This window comes from Alloyangia mangrovi, from assembly GCF_002300555.2.
Classification (GTDB): domain Bacteria; phylum Pseudomonadota; class Alphaproteobacteria; order Rhodobacterales; family Rhodobacteraceae; genus Salipiger; species Salipiger mangrovi.
The window spans coordinates 20528-37955 of record NZ_NTHN02000042.1 but is presented as its reverse complement, the minus strand read 5'-3'; the positions used below and the strand labels follow the sequence as shown (position 1 = coordinate 37955).

17 protein-coding genes and 1 pseudogene are annotated in these 17428 nt (G+C 65.6%); 8 read left to right on the top strand and 10 right to left on the bottom strand.

Annotation, left to right across the window (positions count from 1 at the left end):
• Positions 1-29: 29 nt before the first annotated feature.
• The gene (locus tag CLG85_RS19450) at positions 30-722 is read right to left on the bottom strand and encodes a sugar transferase (protein ID WP_224847560.1); all 693 of its coding nucleotides are present in this window, start codon (positions 720-722) and stop codon (positions 30-32) included.
• 881 nt (positions 723-1603) lie between these two features.
• On the opposite strand from CLG85_RS19450, the gene CLG85_RS19445 reads away from it, so the two are divergent.
• From CLG85_RS19445 to CLG85_RS19420, 6 genes are all read left to right on the top strand, one after another.
• On the top strand, positions 1604-2218 hold the full coding sequence (locus CLG85_RS19445) for a ribonuclease D (protein ID WP_095881017.1): 615 nt from the start codon (positions 1604-1606) through the stop codon (positions 2216-2218).
• Positions 2219-2221: 3 nt separating this feature from the next.
• A complete protein-coding gene (locus CLG85_RS19440; RefSeq protein WP_095881016.1) occupies positions 2222-2821 on the top strand; it encodes an LPS export ABC transporter periplasmic protein LptC in 600 nt (199 codons plus the stop codon).
• Between the two features lie 7 nt (positions 2822-2828).
• Positions 2829-3341, top strand: a complete 513-nt coding sequence (gene lptA, locus CLG85_RS19435) for a lipopolysaccharide transport periplasmic protein LptA (RefSeq protein WP_095881015.1) — start codon at positions 2829-2831, stop codon at positions 3339-3341.
• Positions 3341-4099: an LPS export ABC transporter ATP-binding protein gene (gene lptB / locus CLG85_RS19430; RefSeq protein ID WP_095881014.1), complete on the top strand. Its 759-nt coding sequence runs from the start codon at positions 3341-3343 to the stop codon at positions 4097-4099. The genes lptA and lptB overlap by 1 nt, the downstream gene beginning before the upstream one ends.
• A gap of 250 nt (positions 4100-4349) precedes the next feature.
• Entirely contained in the window at positions 4350-4916 is a 567-nt protein-coding gene (hpf, locus tag CLG85_RS19425) for a ribosome hibernation-promoting factor, HPF/YfiA family (protein WP_095881013.1), read from the top strand.
• A gap of 54 nt (positions 4917-4970) precedes the next feature.
• The gene (locus CLG85_RS19420) at positions 4971-5435 is read left to right on the top strand and encodes a PTS sugar transporter subunit IIA (protein WP_095881012.1); all 465 of its coding nucleotides are present in this window, start codon (positions 4971-4973) and stop codon (positions 5433-5435) included.
• An 85-nt stretch (positions 5436-5520) separates the two neighbouring features.
• Here CLG85_RS19420 and CLG85_RS19415 read toward each other — a convergent pair whose 3' ends face one another.
• The 8 genes and pseudogenes from CLG85_RS19415 to cysQ all read right to left on the bottom strand — a co-directional run bounded on the left by CLG85_RS19415 (position 5521) and on the right by cysQ (position 14970).
• A complete protein-coding gene (locus tag CLG85_RS19415; RefSeq protein ID WP_095881011.1) occupies positions 5521-6954 on the bottom strand; it encodes a nodulation protein NodH in 1434 nt (477 codons plus the stop codon).
• Between the two features lie 6 nt (positions 6955-6960).
• Complete coding sequence (locus CLG85_RS19410) at positions 6961-8661, bottom strand: DUF5927 domain-containing protein (RefSeq protein ID WP_095881010.1); 1701 nt, start codon at positions 8659-8661, stop codon at positions 6961-6963.
• Positions 8658-9669: pseudogene (locus CLG85_RS19405) on the bottom strand (glycosyltransferase family 2 protein). The gene CLG85_RS19410 and the pseudogene CLG85_RS19405 overlap by 4 nt, the downstream one beginning before the upstream one ends.
• Positions 9670-9721: 52 nt before the next feature.
• Complete coding sequence (locus CLG85_RS19400) at positions 9722-10939, bottom strand: glycosyltransferase family 4 protein (protein WP_095881008.1); 1218 nt, start codon at positions 10937-10939, stop codon at positions 9722-9724.
• Positions 10920-11903, bottom strand: a complete 984-nt coding sequence (gene galE / locus CLG85_RS19395) for a UDP-glucose 4-epimerase GalE (RefSeq protein WP_095881007.1) — start codon at positions 11901-11903, stop codon at positions 10920-10922. Before galE ends, CLG85_RS19400 begins: the two co-directional genes overlap by 20 nt.
• Before the next feature lie 18 nt (positions 11904-11921).
• Complete coding sequence (galU, locus tag CLG85_RS19390) at positions 11922-12815, bottom strand: UTP--glucose-1-phosphate uridylyltransferase GalU (RefSeq protein WP_095881006.1); 894 nt, start codon at positions 12813-12815, stop codon at positions 11922-11924.
• 91 nt (positions 12816-12906) lie between these two features.
• Positions 12907-14055, bottom strand: a complete 1149-nt coding sequence (locus CLG85_RS19385) for a glycosyltransferase family 2 protein (protein ID WP_260349884.1) — start codon at positions 14053-14055, stop codon at positions 12907-12909.
• A gap of 117 nt (positions 14056-14172) precedes the next feature.
• A complete protein-coding gene (cysQ, locus tag CLG85_RS19380) occupies positions 14173-14970 on the bottom strand; it encodes a 3'(2'),5'-bisphosphate nucleotidase CysQ (protein ID WP_095882937.1) in 798 nt (265 codons plus the stop codon).
• 121 nt (positions 14971-15091) lie between these two features.
• Here cysQ and CLG85_RS19375 point away from each other — a divergent pair, with 121 nt between their 5' ends.
• Both CLG85_RS19375 and CLG85_RS19370 read left to right on the top strand, forming a co-directional pair.
• Positions 15092-15922, top strand: a complete 831-nt coding sequence (locus CLG85_RS19375; RefSeq protein WP_095882936.1) for an ABC transporter permease — start codon at positions 15092-15094, stop codon at positions 15920-15922.
• A gap of 81 nt (positions 15923-16003) precedes the next feature.
• Complete coding sequence (locus CLG85_RS19370; RefSeq protein ID WP_095882938.1) at positions 16004-16609, top strand: COG3650 family protein; 606 nt, start codon at positions 16004-16006, stop codon at positions 16607-16609.
• Between the two features lie 3 nt (positions 16610-16612).
• Here the strand turns inward: CLG85_RS19370 and CLG85_RS19365 are convergent, their stop codons facing one another.
• A complete protein-coding gene (locus tag CLG85_RS19365; protein ID WP_235865435.1) occupies positions 16613-17218 on the bottom strand; it encodes an alpha-ketoglutarate-dependent dioxygenase AlkB family protein in 606 nt (201 codons plus the stop codon).
• Positions 17219-17428: the final 210 nt, after the last annotated feature.

The window sequence follows — 17428 nt, the reverse complement described above, 5'->3', positions numbered from 1 at the left end:
GGCCTTTGCAGATATCGCCGGGCGGCGGCTCAGCAGCCGGTGCCGATCCAGACCACCTTGGCCGTACGCAGCAGCAGCTTGAGGTCGGTGACCAGCGACATATCCCGCAGGTAGTCGGTGTCGAAGCGGGCACGCTCGGTGAAGCTCGCCTCGTTGCGCACCGAGGTCTGCCAGAAGCCGGTGATGCCGGGGCGCAGCGCGTAATAGGCGGTGCCGGGGTAGATCGCGCGCTGCTCGACCATCATCGGACGCGGGCCGACAAGCGACATGTCGCCGCGCAGCACGTTCCAGAGCTGCGGTAGCTCGTCGATCGAGCTCTTGCGGATGATCCGGCCGATCGGGGTGATCCGGGGGTCGTTACGCAGCTTCTGGGCGAACTCCCATTCCATGCGGGCCTGCGCGTCCGAGCGCAGGTGCGCCTCGAGAAGCTGGTCGGCATCGGCGACCATCGAGCGGAGCTTCCACATGTGGAAGATGCTGCCGTTCCGGCCCACGCGCTTCTGCAGGTAGATCGGCGAGTGGCCGTCACGCGCGATGAGGGCGGCGCAGACCAGCACCACGAGCAACGCGGGCAGGGCGAGGAGGAGAACGAGCGTCACGTCGAGCAGCCGCTTGAACAGCGCGCGATAGGCGATGTGGCGCGGCGCGCCGAACAGCGTCTCGTCAATCAGCGTTTCGAGTTCGAGCACCGGGTTGTGCGGCAGAGATACATGCGTCGTCAATTCGACCTCCTCGAGGGTCATCGACGGAAGCGCTGCAAGGCGGTGGGTCTCTTCGGCAGGGGCTCGGCATGCACGGACCCGGCGCATTGCCGGGCGGCAACGCGAGATACAGGTTTCCGATCATGTCCGAGTGTCAGTCCCGAAAGAACTTCAGCAAACTCGCAAACACTCCCAAAAGTGGAAGCACCAACCCCCAGTGCCGACATGTGGCCGAAATAAGGCGTTCGACCGACAGGCTTGGTTATGCATCTGCCTGCCGTAGGCGTCAACGGAACCTTTAGAGTGCAACTCGGGGACGAATGGGTAGGTACCGGGCGCGGATGGGGAGCGCGATGGCGCGCAGGGTGATAGCCCGCGCAGGGCGCGCTGCGACGGGCGGGCTGCGGGCTTTGTTGGGATCGGTTTGTCTTTCCAGCTTCGGAAACAATCTCTCTGGCAGGGCGCGGGTAGCACTGCCGGCATGGTGGTCAATCGACGCATTCTTTCCCGGCTGTTGCGAGGGCCGGCAAAACCCCCTCGCTCGGCGCCCTGGCGGGCGGTTCTCTAATGGAAACAGTGCTGGATAGGTTGTCACACCGCGTTCAGCGGTGTTCAGACGGATCATTCCTTGGTTGGGCGGTGAGCCGAGCGCGTCGAGGCGACACGCAGGAGGTGAGTGGAGTCGCTCACGAAATGTTACAATCGTATGCTTTACGAGAGATTTAGGTCCGAATCACACCGCCGTCACGTCGAAAAACTGCCCCAAATCGTCTGGTTGATGTCATAATTTTCGAGGCGGGGCGGCGAAATGTGGCGGTCCTGCCTTGGCGCGCGCGGTTGCATGGCGCCCGGCTCGGGCCTATGTGCGGGCGTGCGGGTGAGTTGCAAGCGAAAGGGCCGTCATGGCGAACCATCTTTATCAGGGGGACCTGCCGGACGGGCTCGATCTTGGTCCGGTCGTGGCCATCGACTGCGAGACCATGGGTCTCAACCCGCAGCGGGACCGGCTCTGCGTGGTGCAGCTCTCGGGCGGCGACGGCGAGGCGCACCTGGTGCAAGTCGCCCGTGGCCAGACCGCGGCGCCGAACCTCTGCCGGCTGCTCGAGGATCCGCAGGTGCTGAAGCTCTTCCACTTCGGCCGCTTCGACATTGCCGCCATGTACCATGCCTTCGGGGCCTTGGCCGCCCCGGTCTATTGCACAAAGATCGCCAGCCGGCTGGTGCGCACCTATACCGACCGCCACGGGCTTAAGAACCTCACCCACGAGCTGCTCGGCGTCGACATCTCGAAGCAGCAGCAGTCCAGCGACTGGGGCGCCGCCGAGCTGAAGCCGGCGCAGCTCGATTACGCCGCCTCGGACGTGCTGCATCTGCACCGCCTGCGCGAGGTTCTGGACGCCATGCTCGAGCGCGAGGGGCGTCTCGAGATCGCCCAGGCCTGTTTCATGTTCCTGCCGACCCGCGCGAAACTTGACCTCGCCGGCTGGCCGGACACCGACATCTTTGCCCATGTCTGACCGATGGTGCAGCGCGGGGACACATATTCACGGCTGATCGCTTGGCTGAAGCTGCTGCTGCCGCTGGTGGCGCTTGTGTCGCTTTCGACGCTGTTCCTTCTGTCGCGCGGCTCGCAGACCTCGCAGGATCTGCCCTTTGCCGAGGGAAGCGTGCCAGATTCCGAGGTGGTGATGGCGCCGCAATATGCCGGGACCACGGCGCGCGGCGATGCGATCACCATGACCGCACAGCGCCTGCGCCCCACCGGCGAACGCGAGGGTGAACTCGAGGCGGACGGCTTCTCCGCCACCATGGACATGACCGATGGCAGCCATCTGACGCTCGATGCCGACCTCGCGACGATTCGCGAGGAGGAGAAGGGCGCGCTGCTGCAGAAGAGCGTGCGGATCACCAGCTCCGCTGGCTACGAGATGGTCACCGAGAAGATGCGCACGGCGCTCGACCGGATCGAGGCAGAGACGCTGGCCCCGGTCAGCGGAGAAGGGCCGGCGGGCCGTTTCACCGCCGGGCGGCTCAAAATCACCTCTTCCGGCGAAGCCGATGACGTGCAACTGCTTTTCACCGATGGCGTGAAGCTGATATACGATCCGAAAAAGAAGTGAGATCCCGATGGTCCGCAGTGTCGCCCTGATGATTGCTCTCTTCGCCTGGGGCGGCCCTGCCGCCGCCCAGGGCACGCAGGTGGCCTTTGGCGGCATGACGCAGGACACCAGTGCCCCGGTCGAGGTGACCGCCGATCAGCTTGAAGTCAACCAGACCGACGGCACCGCGCTCTATACCGGCAACGTGGTGATCGGCCAGGGCGAGATGCGCCTGGCCGCGCCCCGCGTGCTGGTGGTCTATGCCGAGGGGCAGGACGGTGGCCAGGGCCGGATCCAACGCATGGAGGCCACCGGCGGCGTCACGCTGGTCAGCGGCGAAGAAGCCGCAGAGGCCGAGCGCGCCGATTACGATATCGACGCCGGCACCGTGGTGATGACCGGCAATGTCCTGCTGACGCAGGGCGGCAACGCGCTGACCTCCGAGCGCATGGTTGTGAACCTGACGAGCGGCACGGCGCAGATGGCCGGGCGGGTGAAGACGGTGATCAACCAGGACGGCAGCGGGCAGGGACAGAACTGATGGCCCGCCCGACGCTCACCGTCACCGAAGGCAGTCACGGCCTGCGGATCGATCACCTGCGCAAGAGCTACCGCAAGCGCACGGTTATCCGCGACGTGTCTCTGAAACTCGATCGCGGCGAGGTCGTCGCGCTGCTTGGGCCGAACGGCTGCGGCAAGACCACCACCTTCTATTCCATCGCCGGACTGGTGAACCCCGAGGGCGGGCAGGTCACCATCGACGGGCGCGACGTGACCTACCTGCCGATGTACCGTCGCGCGCGGCTCGGCATCGGCTACCTGCCGCAGGAGAAGTCGATCTTTCGCGGCCTGTCGGTCGAGGACAATATCGCGGCGGTGCTCGACATCGCCGAGAGCGACCGCCACCGCCGCCGCGAGCGGCTCGAGGAACTGCTTGGCAGCTTCTCGATAGAGCACCTGCGCCGCGCCCCCTCTTTGGCGCTGTCCGGTGGCGAGCGGCGCCGGGTGGAAATTGCCCGCTGCCTTGCGGCCAACCCCAAGTACCTGCTGCTCGACGAGCCTTTCGCCGGGGTCGACCCGATCAGCGTCGGCGATATCCGCCACCTCGTCGCCGATCTGAAGAAACGCGGCATCGGCGTGCTGATCACCGACCATAACGTTCGCGAGACGCTCGAGATCGTCGACCGTGCCTATATCCTGCACGACGGGCAGGTGCTCATGTCGGGCACCCCGGCCGAGGTGGTTCAAAACGAAAACGTGCGCCGTGTTTACCTTGGTGAGAATTTCCGCATCAGCTGAAGCGATTCTCCGAGAGAATCCGCCTATGATGAGCTCACCCGTTTGCGACAGATCATTGACAAATCGGGCGCTGCTGACCTCAAATGAGGGTATGACGCACCGTTATTCTGCAGCTCCGGAACTCGCGTCCCCTGAGGAGAGGGACCCCCGGATCCATTCTGCAGCGGGCTTGCGTCACCCCTGATCCGCACCACATCTGAGGCAGCCCTAGGGCTGGATGCGAACGGATCCAAAGAGAGAAGGAACAAAGATGCGCTATCAGATCACGGGTAAGCAGATCGATATCGGCGACGCGCTCCAAACCCATGTCAAACAAGAGCTTGGCACGGTGTTCGGCAAGTACTCCGGGCGTCCGACCGATGCGAGTATCACCTTTTCCAAGAGTGCGCATGAATACGTCTGCGAGGTCACGGTTCACCTCTCCACCGGGCTGACCACCTCGGCCAAGGACAAGGCGACCGAGATCTACGCTGCCTTCGACGGCTGCGGCGAAAAGATCGACAAGCAGCTGCGCCGCTACAAGCGCCGGCTGAAGGACCATCACAAGGATCGCGCGGAGCCCGTTGAACTCCACAACGCGGCCTCGTATATCCTCGCCCGCGAAGAGGACTCGCAGGACTACGCCGAGCCCGACACGCTGCAGCCGATCATCGTGGCTGAGATGGAAACCAAGATTCCTTCTCTGACCGTCGGCGAAGCCGTTATGCAGATGGAACTGGCCGGAGCCCCCGTGCTGGTCTTTCGCAATGAGAAGAAGGATGGCGTGAACGTCGTTTATCGGCGTGAAGACGGCAATATCGGCTGGATCGATCCGTAACGGGCGGTGCAGTCGGTGGATCGGCGCCTTCGAGCAGACAGTAAAGGGCGGTCAATGACCTTTCTTGAACTCCTGAAACCGCAGGCCGTGAAGGTCGTGGGAGCGGCAAGCAGCAAGAAGCGGCTGATGCATGACATCGCCGAGCTGGCCGAATCCGCCTATGGCATTCACGCGGCCTCGGCCGTGGAGGCTCTGATGGAGCGCGAAAGCCTCGGTCCCACCGGTGTGGGCCATGGCGTGGCGCTGCCGCATGCCCGGATCACCGGTATCGACCAGGTGCACGGCGTGTTTATCCTGTTGGAGAAACCCGTCGAATTCGAGGCGGTGGACCGGCAGCCGGTGGATATCGTCTTTGCCCTCTTCGCGCCGGAAGACGCGGGCGTGGAGCACCTGAAGGCGCTGGCGCTGGTGTCACGCTCGCTGCGCGATGCGGCGCTCTGTACCAAGCTGCGGGCAAACCCCGATCCGTCGACGCTTTATGCGGTGCTGACCGAGGACCGTTCTTCGCAGGCGGCCTGAGCCGGACAGTCCAGACATTCCGGAGGAGCGGGCCGAAAGGCCCGCTCCTTTTGTGTTTGCGTCCTTGGCTCGGGATGGGCCCGGTTCAGCCCCAGTCGCCGAAGCCGAACATCAGGTAATCGCGCTGGTAGGCCTCTCGGGCGAGCGCCTCCAGAGCGGCGTCGTAGATGTCCGCCAGCGCATAGGGCGCGGGATCCTGATGTGGCTCGGCCTTGGGCTCAGGCGGCGCGGCATGGCCGACCTGCATCGCCAGAGCGGGCAGGTAGACGGCCATCTCCTCCTCGCGGACGATCATGTCGGGCAAGGTGAATTCGGCCATCCCTTGCAGGCAGTGCGCCTGCGAGGCCCAATGGCCATCGACCCGCACCGCGGTCTGACCGGCGAGGTTGGCCTTCAGGAAGATCAGGAAGGCGGCAAAGGCGTCGCGGTGCTGGGCCAGGCTGTAGTCGGGTCCGGGCGCGCCCTCGGGCAGGGGCAGGCCATGGACGCGGCGCAGGGTCTTGCGGATGCGGCCGAAGCTTCCGGGGCCGGTGGACAGGATGCGGCTGCAGAAGGCCTCGTGGGCGCGGGCGAGCGGATGGCGGATCACGGTGAAGCTGCGGTGCCCGGGACGCGCGCGTTTCCACTGGCGCAGGGACTTCTGGCTGAAGTCGCCGGTGAGCTTTCCGTCATCGACGCCATCGAGGGCGCACAGCCAGCGCTGCACGGCACCGGTCGGGCCGGAGTTTATCGGCATATAGAGCAACGGCGTCTCGGCGGCGGCAAGATAGCCCGGCACCACGGGACCGCGGCGCGGCTCGAAATTGGGGGTGCGGGACAGGTTGAACCGGTCGAGCCGGGACAACGCGCATTCCATCTCCGCGGCATTGGCCACCTTCTCGGCCACCGGCTCGGGGTTCTGCCGCTTGAGCTTGCCATCGAGCGATCCCAGTCGCGCCGGGACTCCGAGCCACTTGGCCAGTCCGTTCATCACATCGAGACTCTGGAGGTCCTCGTAGGCGACGTAGAAGGCCGTCTGGCCGCTTACCTGCAGCGCGCTCATCAGCGTGACCTGGAAGTCCTGCAGCCGCGCCAGATGCGCCTCGAACTCCGCACCGTCGAAGGCGGCCTGGGCGTCCTTGCGCTTGCTGACGTTGGTCAGTTTCCACTGGCCGGTGGCCTGGGCGATCTTCCAGCTGACGTAGCTCTCGACAGGATTGCGGGTCAGCACGATTTTGGCGACGCGCGCGTCATTCAGCAGCGGCTGCAGCACCCGCGGGTCGTGGTCGTGGAAAAAGCGGAAGCCGCCCAGGCCCGGCGTGTCGTCCCGGATAACCTGGAGGAGGTGCAGCGGATCGGCCTCGCGCTCGGGCTGGGTGACGCCGAGGATGTCGCTCGCATTGGGATAGCCGATGAAATGCGGGTTGAAGGCCTCGCCGTGGCAGGTGACGCCTTCGAGGGCATTGAGGTTGGCCTCGAGGAAATTCGAGCCGGTGCGCATCTCGGCGAAGACGACGAAACTGTCGAAACGGTCGGACATGAAAACTCAGTTCTTTACGAGGTAGGGCTTGCGCGTGGGCGCGCTGCTGGGGCCCGGGGCCGGCTCGACCGGGAAGTCGCCCATGAGGTAGGGGTGCATCCCCTGGTTCTTGAGGTTTTGCAGGAAGCGACCGAAGCCTGTGAGGTCTTGCATCACCGGCGCCTCGGCAAGGCGGCGCGGCTCTTTCTGGCCGATCTCGTCGAGGATGAGCTGCAGCGGCTCCATCGGCGCCTCGATGAATTCGGCCATGGTCCAGATTCGGATGCGCGCCTTGGCCTCGGGCGAGCGCAGCTCGTCGAGCAGCAGGTGCTCGGCCTTTTGCAGGGCGGCGGCCTCGGCGCGGAGCGTGCTGAAATCGCCGCCCGCGCGGAACAGCGGCACGGCCCAGGCGCCCGAGATGACGCTGATCTGCGCATTGGGGTCGCGGGCGAGATCCCACATGACCTCGGGCGCGTCGTGCGGCCCGAACTGGAAGCACTGCCGGGTGCCGCGGGTGTTCCAGATGAGGTTGGTCAGGAAGGCCCGGTGGTTCCAGTCGCGCAGCGCGGCATTGTCCGAAAGGGCGCCGTTCAGCACGGGCTGCCCTTCGGCGAACTCTGCCCGCTCGGGGGCGAAAAGGTGGCCATGCACCTGGGCCCCGGTGGCGCGGGCGAGCCAGGGCTCGAACTCCTCGAAGAGCTCTGAGAAGCCCTGGAACACAGAGTAGCGCCCGGCGGTCACGCCGTTTTCCCAGCTGAAGTTGGGGAAGCGCGACTGCATGTAGAGACCGGCACGGCCCCGGGTCCGTCGGTCCACCGCCCTGGCAAAGACGCGGTCGATCTTGCCGGGATTCGGCTCTTGCCGGTTCGCGGCGCTTTCCGGGTGGTTGAGGAAGGCCTCGTAAAGCCGCCCGGCATGCGGCCAGATCTTGCGCGCGACGAAGCAGTCAGAGCGGCGCAGCAGCTGCAGGTGGTCGTCGTAGAAGATGTGCGGTTTGCCCTGGAAGTCGAACTTCGACAGCGTCAGCGACCGGCTCTCGATGTTGCGCGAATGCAGTCGTGCGAGGGACTGGAAGTAGCTCTCGTCAGGGATCCAGACGCGGCGGAAATAGCGCTCGTGCGGGCGGCGCTCCGGCGAGGAGAGGATCGCCGACAGCGTGTGCCGGGTGAGGCACCACCATTGGCTGCCCATGTGTGGCACCACGCCCTTGGGGATGCGGCGGGATATACGCAGGAGGCGCTGCACCTCGACCAGCCGGTCGAAGAGATAGCGGTTCCGGCGCCAGGAGAACGGGAAGAAGAGGGTGAAGCGCTCACGATCAAGCCCGCCCACGGTCCAGGGTACATCGGCTGTCGTGGCACTTTCGATGAAGTCGGTCTGCGGTCGCGCGTCGAGGTAGTCGATCAGCTCCTCGACCGGGCGCAGCGGCAGGCAGGAGCCCGAGGTGAGGTAGACATGGCGCACGTCCATGAAACGCTCGAGCATCAGCTCGGCGGCATCCTGGCTGGCGGCGACCAGCCCCCATGTGCCCCAGTCGCAGCGGTGACGGCGCGAGAACAGCACCTGCGGCAGGTCAGACAGCGCCTCGGCGAAGGCGCCGTAGGTCTTGGGCGACACCTTCTCGTCGACATGGATCACCACCGGGCAGCCCGCTCTGGCCCAGTGCCGCGCCACCTGTTCGGCGCGGTCGAAGGCGGTGTGCACCAGCATGATGATTCCGACGGTCACGCCCAGTTCCCCTTCGACATGAGGCCGAGGATCTCGAGCTGGCGCCAGTTGATGTATTTTTCGGACCACTTGCACCAGAGGTCCGGGTTGTCGCGGACCCCCTCGGCATAGGCGATGTATTCGGTTGAGCCGGCATAGTGCTGCTTGCGCGCTAGCTCCTCTTCGGCCTTGGCGTTAAACGTGTCGAGGAACTTGGTGTGCAGCAGCAGGCCCGAGGCCTTCTCGCCCCCCCCATTCGTCGTAGACGAGGTTGAGCCCTCGCGGCAGCAGCATGTGGGTGGAGCTGACGTAGGTGTAGCGCCGGTCCCATTTCACCAGCGGCACCTTGTTCAGCGCGGGGGCGCGCTCGGGCTGGTCGGGGAAGAACATGCGCGCCCGTGGCCCGCCCTGGATCCACAGGTTGCCGAAGCGCTTGTTGCGTTTCACCGAGTAGTTGCCCGCGTCGAACCATGATGCGATCTCCAGCGGGTCCTGCCCGGCGGTATAGGGCTGCGCGTCGAGCCGGCCCTTGGGGTACATGTCAAGCAGCATGGCCGAGAAGCTCTTGATCGACGAGGCGTCGAGCCAGTCGGTCAGCGCCCGCAGCGGGCGGGTGTCGCAGAAGGGGTAGAGGAAAAGCTCGTCGGGATCGACCACCAGCACCCAGTGCCCGTCGCCGTACTTGCGCAGCAGCCAGTTGATCCAATCCATGCCGAAGCGTGAGCGCTTGTAGCTGCCGCGCGTGTGCCAGACCGAGACGTCCTCCTGCCGGGCAAGATAGTCGAGCGAGCCGTCGGTGCTGTCGTTGTCGACCATGACGAAATGGTTCACGCCCATGTCGCGATAGTACTTGAGGAACCACGGCAGGCGCACACCTTCGTTTCGGGCAGTGCAGAAGACGATGAGATCGGAGGGGCGGATGCGGTCGGTGCGGTCAGCGACGCAGCGCAGCTCACGCCGCTTGCGCAATGCCCGGACCAGCCACCGCTTGCGCTGCAGCCGGAGCCTGTATGACTGCCATGCACCCACAACACTTCCCTCGTTCGGGGCAATGCCCCGGAGCCGACCCGGGGGCCAGATATCAGATCAGGGTTAACACGGCTTTGAAATGGGCGTCCCACGTCGGCGGGAGATACCCTGCCTGCGTGTTTTCCGCCTCGTCCGGTTGTGCCCGATACCCTTTGGCCATTTGCCTTATTCTTGAGGCCCAAAGATATCGGTCCGATTCGTCTGCGTAAATGGGTATATCGCCAAGCACTTCGCGCAGGACAGGAAGTGGCGCGGCGAGCACGGGCACGTCGAGCGCGGCGGCCTCGACCGGGGGCAGGCCGTACCCCTCGGCGTAGCTGGGGAAGAGGAGCCCGGCGCTCCTCGCGAGTAGCGCGGCGATCTGCGCATCGTCGAGGCCGGGCAACTCGTGCACGTTCGGGATGCCCGCGTCGAGCGCGGCGAAGACCTCGGCATTGTTCCAGCCACGTGCGCCGCAGATCAGCAGGTGCGCGGCAGGTGTCAGCTCGCGCCAGATGTCCAGAAGCAGCGCATGGTTCTTGCGTGGCTCGATGGTGCCGAGGGTGACGAAGTAGGGGGCTTTGGTCCATGGGCCTTCGGGCGCCGTGCCCGGGGCAGGGGGCGTGATGCCCAGATGCGCGACGACCGTCTCGGGCAGAGCGTCCGCGCCAAGGTGCCGGGCCATGTCTGCGCGGGTCACTTCGGAATTGCAGATGACCAGGTCGGCGTGTTTACCGACGCGTCTCAGGAAGCCGGCAAAACGCTGGGCGCTGCCCGCGCGCTGGTACTGCGGCCAGTCAAGCGGGATGGTATCGTGGAGAAGGACGGCGATGCGGCTGCCCTCCACCCGACGGAGCGCGGTGATGACCTGCTCCGAGAAGTTCGAGTGGCCGGTGTTGAGGTAGACCGTTCCGGCGGGCAGGTGGCGGCGCAGCATCGGGCCGAGCAATGCCGGGATGGCGCGGGCAAGGGCATTGGCGCGAAGCGCGGTCTCTGTCCCGGCCCTGTGTGGATCGCGGCGGCGGGCGAGGCGGCCCAGCAGGTCTGCTTCCGGCCAGTCCTGCGCATCCATCTGTGCCTTCAACGCGGCGCAGCCGGTACCGTCAAGAAGGAGGTAGCCCAGCGAGGTTCTCACCAGCCCGAAAAGCGGAACCGGCTCCTGCAGGAGCCGGTCCAGATAGGCGTATTCCACGCGGTCGACCCCGGTCCTCACCCGGCCCGCGCGGCTCACCAGCCGGGTCAGGTCGAGCAGCCGGGCAGGGGCCGTGATCTCAGTGATCGTAATGCCCATTCAGATGCCAGTTCCAGGCATCGGCGATCATCTGTGGCATGGTCGAGCGCGACGGCTCCCAGCCCAGCTCGGCCAGCGCACGGGTCGAGCCCGAGACCAGCTTCGTCGCATCGCCCGCGCGGCGCGGTCCCTCGGAATGCGGCACCTCGCGGTTGGTCACCGCGCGCGAGGCATCGATCACCTCGCGCACCGAAAAGCCCTTGCCGGTGCCGAGGTTGAACACCGACGACGGCTTGCCCGCCTCGAGCCATTTCAGCCCGAGCACATGCGCGTCCACGAGGTCCATGACGTGCACGTAGTCGCGGATGCAGGTGCCGTCCGGCGTGTCGTAATCGGTGCCATGAATGGTGAGCGCCGGGCGCTTGCCATCGATCGCTTCCAGCATGACCGGGATCAGGTGGGTCTCGGGGCGGTGATGCTCGCCCACCTCGCCCTCGGGGTCTGCGCCCGCGACGTTGAAGTAGCGGAAGATCACGTGGTTCAGCCCGTCCGAAGCGGCGAAGTCGCGCAGGATGTTCTCGACCGCGCGCTTCGAGGCGCCATAGGCATTGAGCGGGATCTGCGGCGTCTCTTCGTCGAGCACCACGTTGTCATGCTCGCCGTAGGTTGCGCAGGTCGAGGAGAAGACGAAGTTCTTGCAGCCCGCGGCGCAGGCGGCCTCGATCAGCGTCAGAGAGCCCTCGACGTTGTTGCGCCAGTAGAGCCCGGGCTGGGACATAGCTTCGCCGACCTGACTGAGCGCGGCGAAATGCATCACCGCGACCGGCTGGTACTTGGCGAAGACCTCGTCGAGCCGCGTGCGATCCGACAGGCTGCCCTTTTCGAAGGGGCCGAATTTCACCGCCTGTTCCCAGCCGGTGACGAGATTGTCGTAGGTGACGGGCGTGTAGCCCGCCGCCTTAAGTGACTTGCAGGCGTGCGAGCCGATGTAGCCCGCGCCGCCGGTAACCAGTACGTTTGTCATGAAGTTCTCAGGCGTGCCTTACTGTGCGGCTTTGCGCGAGGACATGACCTCGTGCAGGTAGCCCTCGAGATCGTCCCGCAGTTCGTCGCGGCTGAGGCCGAAGGAGACCGTGGCCTGCAGGAAGCCGGCCTTGGAGCCGCAGTCGAAGCGCTGGCCGTTGAAGCGGAAGCCGTAGACACCCTCGTCGGAGCCAATCTGCTTGGCGATGGCATCGGTGAGCTGGATCTCGCCGCCGGCGCCGACCTGCTTGTCCTCGAGGTTCTGCAGGACCTGCGGCGACAGGATGTAGCGGCCGATCACCGCGAGGTTCGACGGCGCTGTGCCGGGCGCGGGCTTTTCGACCATGCCCTTGACCGAGACCAGCGAGCCCATGTCTTCCTGCACGTCGAGGACGCCATAGGACGAGGCCTTGTCGGCGGGCACTTCCATCGCGGCGACCATGTTGCCGCCCACTTCTTCGTAGGCTTCGACCATCTGCTGCAGGCAGGGCTTGTCCGCGGCGATCACGTCATCGGGCAGCATCACCGCGAAGGGCTCGTCGCCGATCAGCCGGCGGGCACACCAGATCGCGTGGCCGAGACCGAGCGCCTTGTGCTGGCGGATGTAGGCGATCTCGCCCGAGTCCATGTTGGTATCCTGCAGGACCTTCAGCAGCTTGTCCTTGCCCTTGGCTTCAAGCTCGCGCTCGAGCTGCGGGGCATGGTCGAAATAATCCTCGAGCGCGCCCTTGCCGCGCGAGGTGACGAAGATGAATTCCTTGATGCCGGCGGCGCGCGCCTCGTCGATCGCGTACTGGACGAGCGGGCGGTCGACCAGGGTCATAATTTCCTTGGGCACCGACTTGGTTGCAGGAAGAAAACGGGTGCCGAGACCGGCGACGGGGAAAATGGCTTTGGTAACCTTGCGGGACATGGGAGGCGCTCCTGGTACTTTCTCCGGGCCTCAGGCCCTGGAGTGAATCAATTAATCAACAGCATATTGCTGCGATAGCGTAAAAGTAAATCTAGCGTCTATGGAAGAGCAAAGACCCGATTGACCCACGCACTTTCTCGGTGCGCGAGATTTCTTTGCTCGTACGGGTCTGAAAGCTGTGGAAACGGAATAGCTTTCCGGTTCTTTCACTACGTCCGAACAGCCCGCCGGCCTGTTCCCAGAACCCGCCGGGATGGAAGTGCAGTTGGTGGAAAAGCGCCGTTCGCGAGAACCGGTAGACTGTGACAATCTGCTGCTCTTCCGCGCATTGTTTTGCCTTTTTCCGCAAGGTCTCGCGCTGGGCGACCCCGCCCGTCAGTGCGATGCGCGGCGCGGCGGGGCGTCCGGGGTAGCGCAGATATGGCGAAACCGGGGCAGAGAGGGGCTCAAGCCTTTTGCTTGGGCGGCGTTCGGCGCCATCCTGCCAACCGCGCTCGAGTCCCCGCAACAGCCGCGCCACGTCGTCCGCACCGAGCGGGCCGCGCTGCATGAAGCGCAGCAGCCGCGCGCGCTGCGCCTCGCGGAGCCGGGCCCAGGCGGCCTCGCGCCCGGCGTCCGGGCAATGCCGATCGAGAAAGCAGCGGATCGAGGCGCCGATCTCGGTCAGGTCGCGCGGGCTCCGGTCAGCGCCCCGGCGGGCGCTCTCGGCGTAGCCGTGATGCACCTCGGCCAGCGGAGCTATGGCGACCCGGTGGCCCGCCGCCGCGTGGCGCAGGTCGAGGTCGGTCTCGTCGAGGTAGAAGCGGAAGGCCGGGTCGAAGCCGCCCATCCCGGCGAGTAGCGCGCGCCGGTGCGCCATGTTGGTGCCCTGCAGCTTCACCGTCTCGCCCGGCGGTAGCTCGGGCAGGTGCGGGCCGGGGACGTCCAGCCCGAGGTCGCGCTCGCGAAGGTCCGGCGTCACGGAGCGGGCCCGCCACTGGAAGGAGATGCCGTTGCGCCCGCGCACGAAGCCACCGCAGGCGGCGATCTGCGGATCGGTGAAGGGGGCGCAGAGGTGATGCAGCCAGAGCGGCTCGGGCACCGCGTCGTCATCGAGGAAGGCGACGATCTCTCCCGCCGCCTGTGCGATGCCGAGATTGCGCGCGGCGGAGATGTTGGGCTCATCAAACTGCACCAGCTTGATGTGCGGCCGGTCGGCCCGGGCCGCAACGGCGGCGGCCCCGGCGGGGCAGGCGACCACCACGACCTCGAAGGCGGGGTGGTCGAGCTGCGAAACGCCGGTCAGGCAGAGATCGAGCGCGCGGGACGTCCGCGGCTGACGATGACCACGCTGACCGGCAGGGCGGTCATGGCCGTCTCAGCCCTCTTTCAACGCGACGTCGGGCGAATAGGCGATGAAGAACGGGTTGGCGAAGCCGGGCTTGCCGTAGGCCAGCGGGGTGTGATCGTCGAAACGCACCACGCGGCCGCCCGCACCCTGCAGCACGGCCTGGCCCGCGGCGGTGTCCCATTCCATCGTCCGACCGAGGCGCGGGTAGATGTCCGCCTCACCGGTCGCCACGAGGCAGAACTTCAGCGAGGAGCCGGCGCTCTTCATGTCGGCGGTGCTGTACTTGTTGATGTAATCGTCGGTGGCCTGGTCGCGGTGCGACTTCGAGGCGACGACCAGCAGCGCCGAGTTGTCGGGGGTCGAGACCTTGATCGGCTTGGTCTCGCCGGGGGTTTCCTTGTCGAAGGGGCCCATTTCCTCGACCGAGTTGCCGACGCTGTCGGTGTAGAACATGCGCTCCTTGGCCGGGGCATAGACCACGCCGAAGGTTGGCACGCCGTCCTCGACCAGCGCGATGTTCACGGTGAAATCGCCGCGCCGGTTGACGAATTCCTTGGTGCCGTCCAGCGGGTCGACGATGAGGAAGGTCATCGCCTCGACGTCGTGGCTGTCGGCCTGTTCTTCGGTGACCAGCGCCACGTCGGGGAAGGCGTCGCGAAGGCCGGCCGAGATCAGCGCGTCGGCGGCTTCGTCGGCTTCGGTCACCGGGCTGGCGTCGGACTTGGACTTCACTTCGAACTCGTCGGAGTTGTAAATCTCCATGATCTTGTCCCCCGCTTCGAGCGCGAGACGACGGATCACGGAAACAAGATTTTCGTAATTCAAAGAGCTACTCCTTTCCGCCGCGCGGATTTATTGATTTGAAAGCCTGCGACTCTTATGCTGCGCTGCGTGAAGATGGGCAAGCCGACCCGTCTGTTTGAGCCCGTACCGGAGCCGAGTTGCCATGTTTCAGACCACCAAGCCGCGCTCTCGGCTGGGTTCCGCCCTCTACATTTGCGAGCTGATCTACCACAATTCGGTGCGCGCCGTGCGCAAGAGCCATGGCAATGCGTTCATGGCGATCTTCATGAACATGCTGCAGACGGTGATCTTCGTGCTCGCCTTCTACTTCATGTTCCATGTTCTCGGGATGCGCGGCACGGCGATCCGTGGCGACTTCATGATCTACATCATGACCGGGGTCTTTCTCTACATGACCCATTCCAAGACCTTGGGGGCGGTCGCCGGGTCCGAGGGACCGGCGAGCCCGATGATGCAGCACGCGCCGATGAACACGGCGATCGCCATCGCCTCGGCCATGCTCTCGACGCTCTACATCCAGGTGCTGTCGCTCTTCGCGATCCTTTTCGTCTACGACGTGGCCTTCAATCCCTTCGTCATGAGCGAAATCCACGATCCCATTGGGGCCATGGCGATGCTGCTGTTGTCGTGGTTCTCGGGGGCGGCGATCGGCATGGTTTTCCTGGCGGCGAAGCCCTGGTTCCCGACGCCGGTGTCGATCGCCACCACGGTCTACCAACGTGCCAACATGATCGCCTCGGGCAAGATGTTCGTCGCCAACTCGCTGACTCCGGGGATGCTGGCGATCTTTGACTGGAACCCGCTATTTCACACCATCGACCAGTCGCGCGGCTATGCCTTCGCCAACTACTTTCCGCGCAACTCGAGCTGGGAATACGCGCTGTGGGTGTCGATCGTGCTGCTGATGATCGGGCTGATGGGCGAGTTCTACACCCGCAAGCACGCCTCGGCCTCCTGGTCGGCGCGGCGATAGGCGGCTTTCTCCTTCGGCGCTGGACGCGAGGCGTCTCTCTGCCCCATGATCGAGCATGACGGACCCGAGGAGGAGCCCTTCATGCGCCATGTTTTCACGCTCACCGCCGTATTGCTCGCAACATCTGCCGCGGCCCAGGACCTGCCCGCCTTCTACGCGGTGACCGGCGTTACCCTGGATGACGTGCTGAACATCCGCGCGGCGCCCGATCCCTCGGCGGCGGTGCTCGGCACCCTTGCGCCCACCGCAATCGCCGTGCAGGTCAGCGCGCTGAACGAGGCGGGCACCTGGGGGCGGATCACCTCGGGGGAAGGCGTGGGCTGGGTGTCGATGGAGTTCCTCGCGCCCGAGGAAAACGGCAGCCTGCCGCAGGTCGAGGGGCTGCGCTGCTTCGGCACCGAACCTTTCTGGAGCTACGAGGTCCGGCAGGGCGAGGCGGCAACCTGGACAACCCCCGACGACCCCGAGGAGGTGCTGCTGTCCGGGGCTTTCGAGACCGCCAGCGGCCAGCGCTGGCCGTACACCTCGGTCGCCGGAGCGGATCAACTGCAGGCGGTGCTGGTCAGCAGTCCGGCGGCGCAATGCAGCGATGGCATGTCCGACCAGCTTTACGGGCTTTCCGCGACGCTGGTTCTGACCGGCCGCGTCAGCCGCACGCTCTCGGGCTGCTGCGAGCTGATGCGCTGAGCCTCAGGTGACCACCCGCAGGGTGAGGTTGATCCGCCCGCCCTGCGGCAGCAGCGTCGAAGAGCCGAAGCGGATGCGGTCGACCCCATGGTGCTTCAGACGCGCCGCGCCGCCCATCACCACCACATCGCCGGACTTCAGCCAGACCGACTCGGTCCTGCCGCCACGCTCTTCATGGCCCATGCGAAAGAGCCCCTCGTCGCCGAGCGAGACCGAGACCACCGGGCAGGAGAAATCCGCCTCGTCCTTGTCCTGGTGCAGCCCCATGCGGGCGCCTTCGCCGTACCAGTTGATCAGGCAGCATTCGGGCTCGCGCGTGACGCCCGAGACCGCGCGCCAGATCGCCAGCACCTCCTCGGGAATCGGCGGCCAGTCCATGCCGCCGGGGTGATGGGGCTCGTAGCGGTAGCCGCGGCGGTCGGTGACCCAGCCGAAACGGCCCGCCGCGCTCATCCGTACCGACATCTTCTGGCCGCGCGGCGTAACCGGCTGATAGAGCGGCGCGACGCGCAGCAGCCCGCGCAAAACCGCAACCAGCGCGTCCTGCGCCGGGCGGTCGAGGAAGCCCGGGAAGAGCTGGAAACCGCGGATGTCGAGAGGGGCCGTCATGGCCTTCTTGTCGGGCATTCCGTGGCGACGTGCAAAGAAAATCCCGGCAAATGCAGGCAAAGCCCCGCCAAGGCCGCTTGCAGGGCTCAAACCCCCTCCTTATATACCCTTCGAACGCCGCGAGGCCCCCGCCGGACGGCTTCTTCAACAAGCGGGGCTGGATGCCGTAACGGGTCCGTATGCCTCGCGTCATCGCCTTGAATTGGAAAA

Excerpts from the sequence above, each read along its gene's own strand:
- CLG85_RS19445 (WP_095881017.1), top strand. The coding sequence starts at position 1,604 with ATGGCGAACCATCTTTATCAGGGGGACCTGCCGGACGGGCTCGATCTT.
- CLG85_RS19440 (WP_095881016.1), top strand. The coding sequence starts at position 2,222 with ATGGTGCAGCGCGGGGACACATATTCACGGCTGATCGCTTGGCTGAAG.
- lptA (WP_095881015.1), top strand. The coding sequence starts at position 2,829 with ATGGTCCGCAGTGTCGCCCTGATGATTGCTCTCTTCGCCTGGGGCGGC.
- lptB (WP_095881014.1), top strand. The coding sequence starts at position 3,341 with ATGGCCCGCCCGACGCTCACCGTCACCGAAGGCAGTCACGGCCTGCGG.
- hpf (WP_095881013.1), top strand. The coding sequence starts at position 4,350 with ATGCGCTATCAGATCACGGGTAAGCAGATCGATATCGGCGACGCGCTC.
- CLG85_RS19420 (WP_095881012.1), top strand. The coding sequence starts at position 4,971 with ATGACCTTTCTTGAACTCCTGAAACCGCAGGCCGTGAAGGTCGTGGGA.
- CLG85_RS19415 (WP_095881011.1), bottom strand. The coding sequence starts at position 6,954 with ATGTCCGACCGTTTCGACAGTTTCGTCGTCTTCGCCGAGATGCGCACC.
- CLG85_RS19400 (WP_095881008.1), bottom strand. The coding sequence starts at position 10,939 with ATGGGCATTACGATCACTGAGATCACGGCCCCTGCCCGGCTGCTCGAC.
- galE (WP_095881007.1), bottom strand. The coding sequence starts at position 11,903 with ATGACAAACGTACTGGTTACCGGCGGCGCGGGCTACATCGGCTCGCAC.
- galU (WP_095881006.1), bottom strand. The coding sequence starts at position 12,815 with ATGTCCCGCAAGGTTACCAAAGCCATTTTCCCCGTCGCCGGTCTCGGC.
- CLG85_RS19375 (WP_095882936.1), top strand. The coding sequence starts at position 15,092 with ATGTTTCAGACCACCAAGCCGCGCTCTCGGCTGGGTTCCGCCCTCTAC.
- CLG85_RS19370 (WP_095882938.1), top strand. The coding sequence starts at position 16,004 with ATGCGCCATGTTTTCACGCTCACCGCCGTATTGCTCGCAACATCTGCC.
- CLG85_RS19365 (WP_235865435.1), bottom strand. The coding sequence starts at position 17,218 with ATGACGGCCCCTCTCGACATCCGCGGTTTCCAGCTCTTCCCGGGCTTC.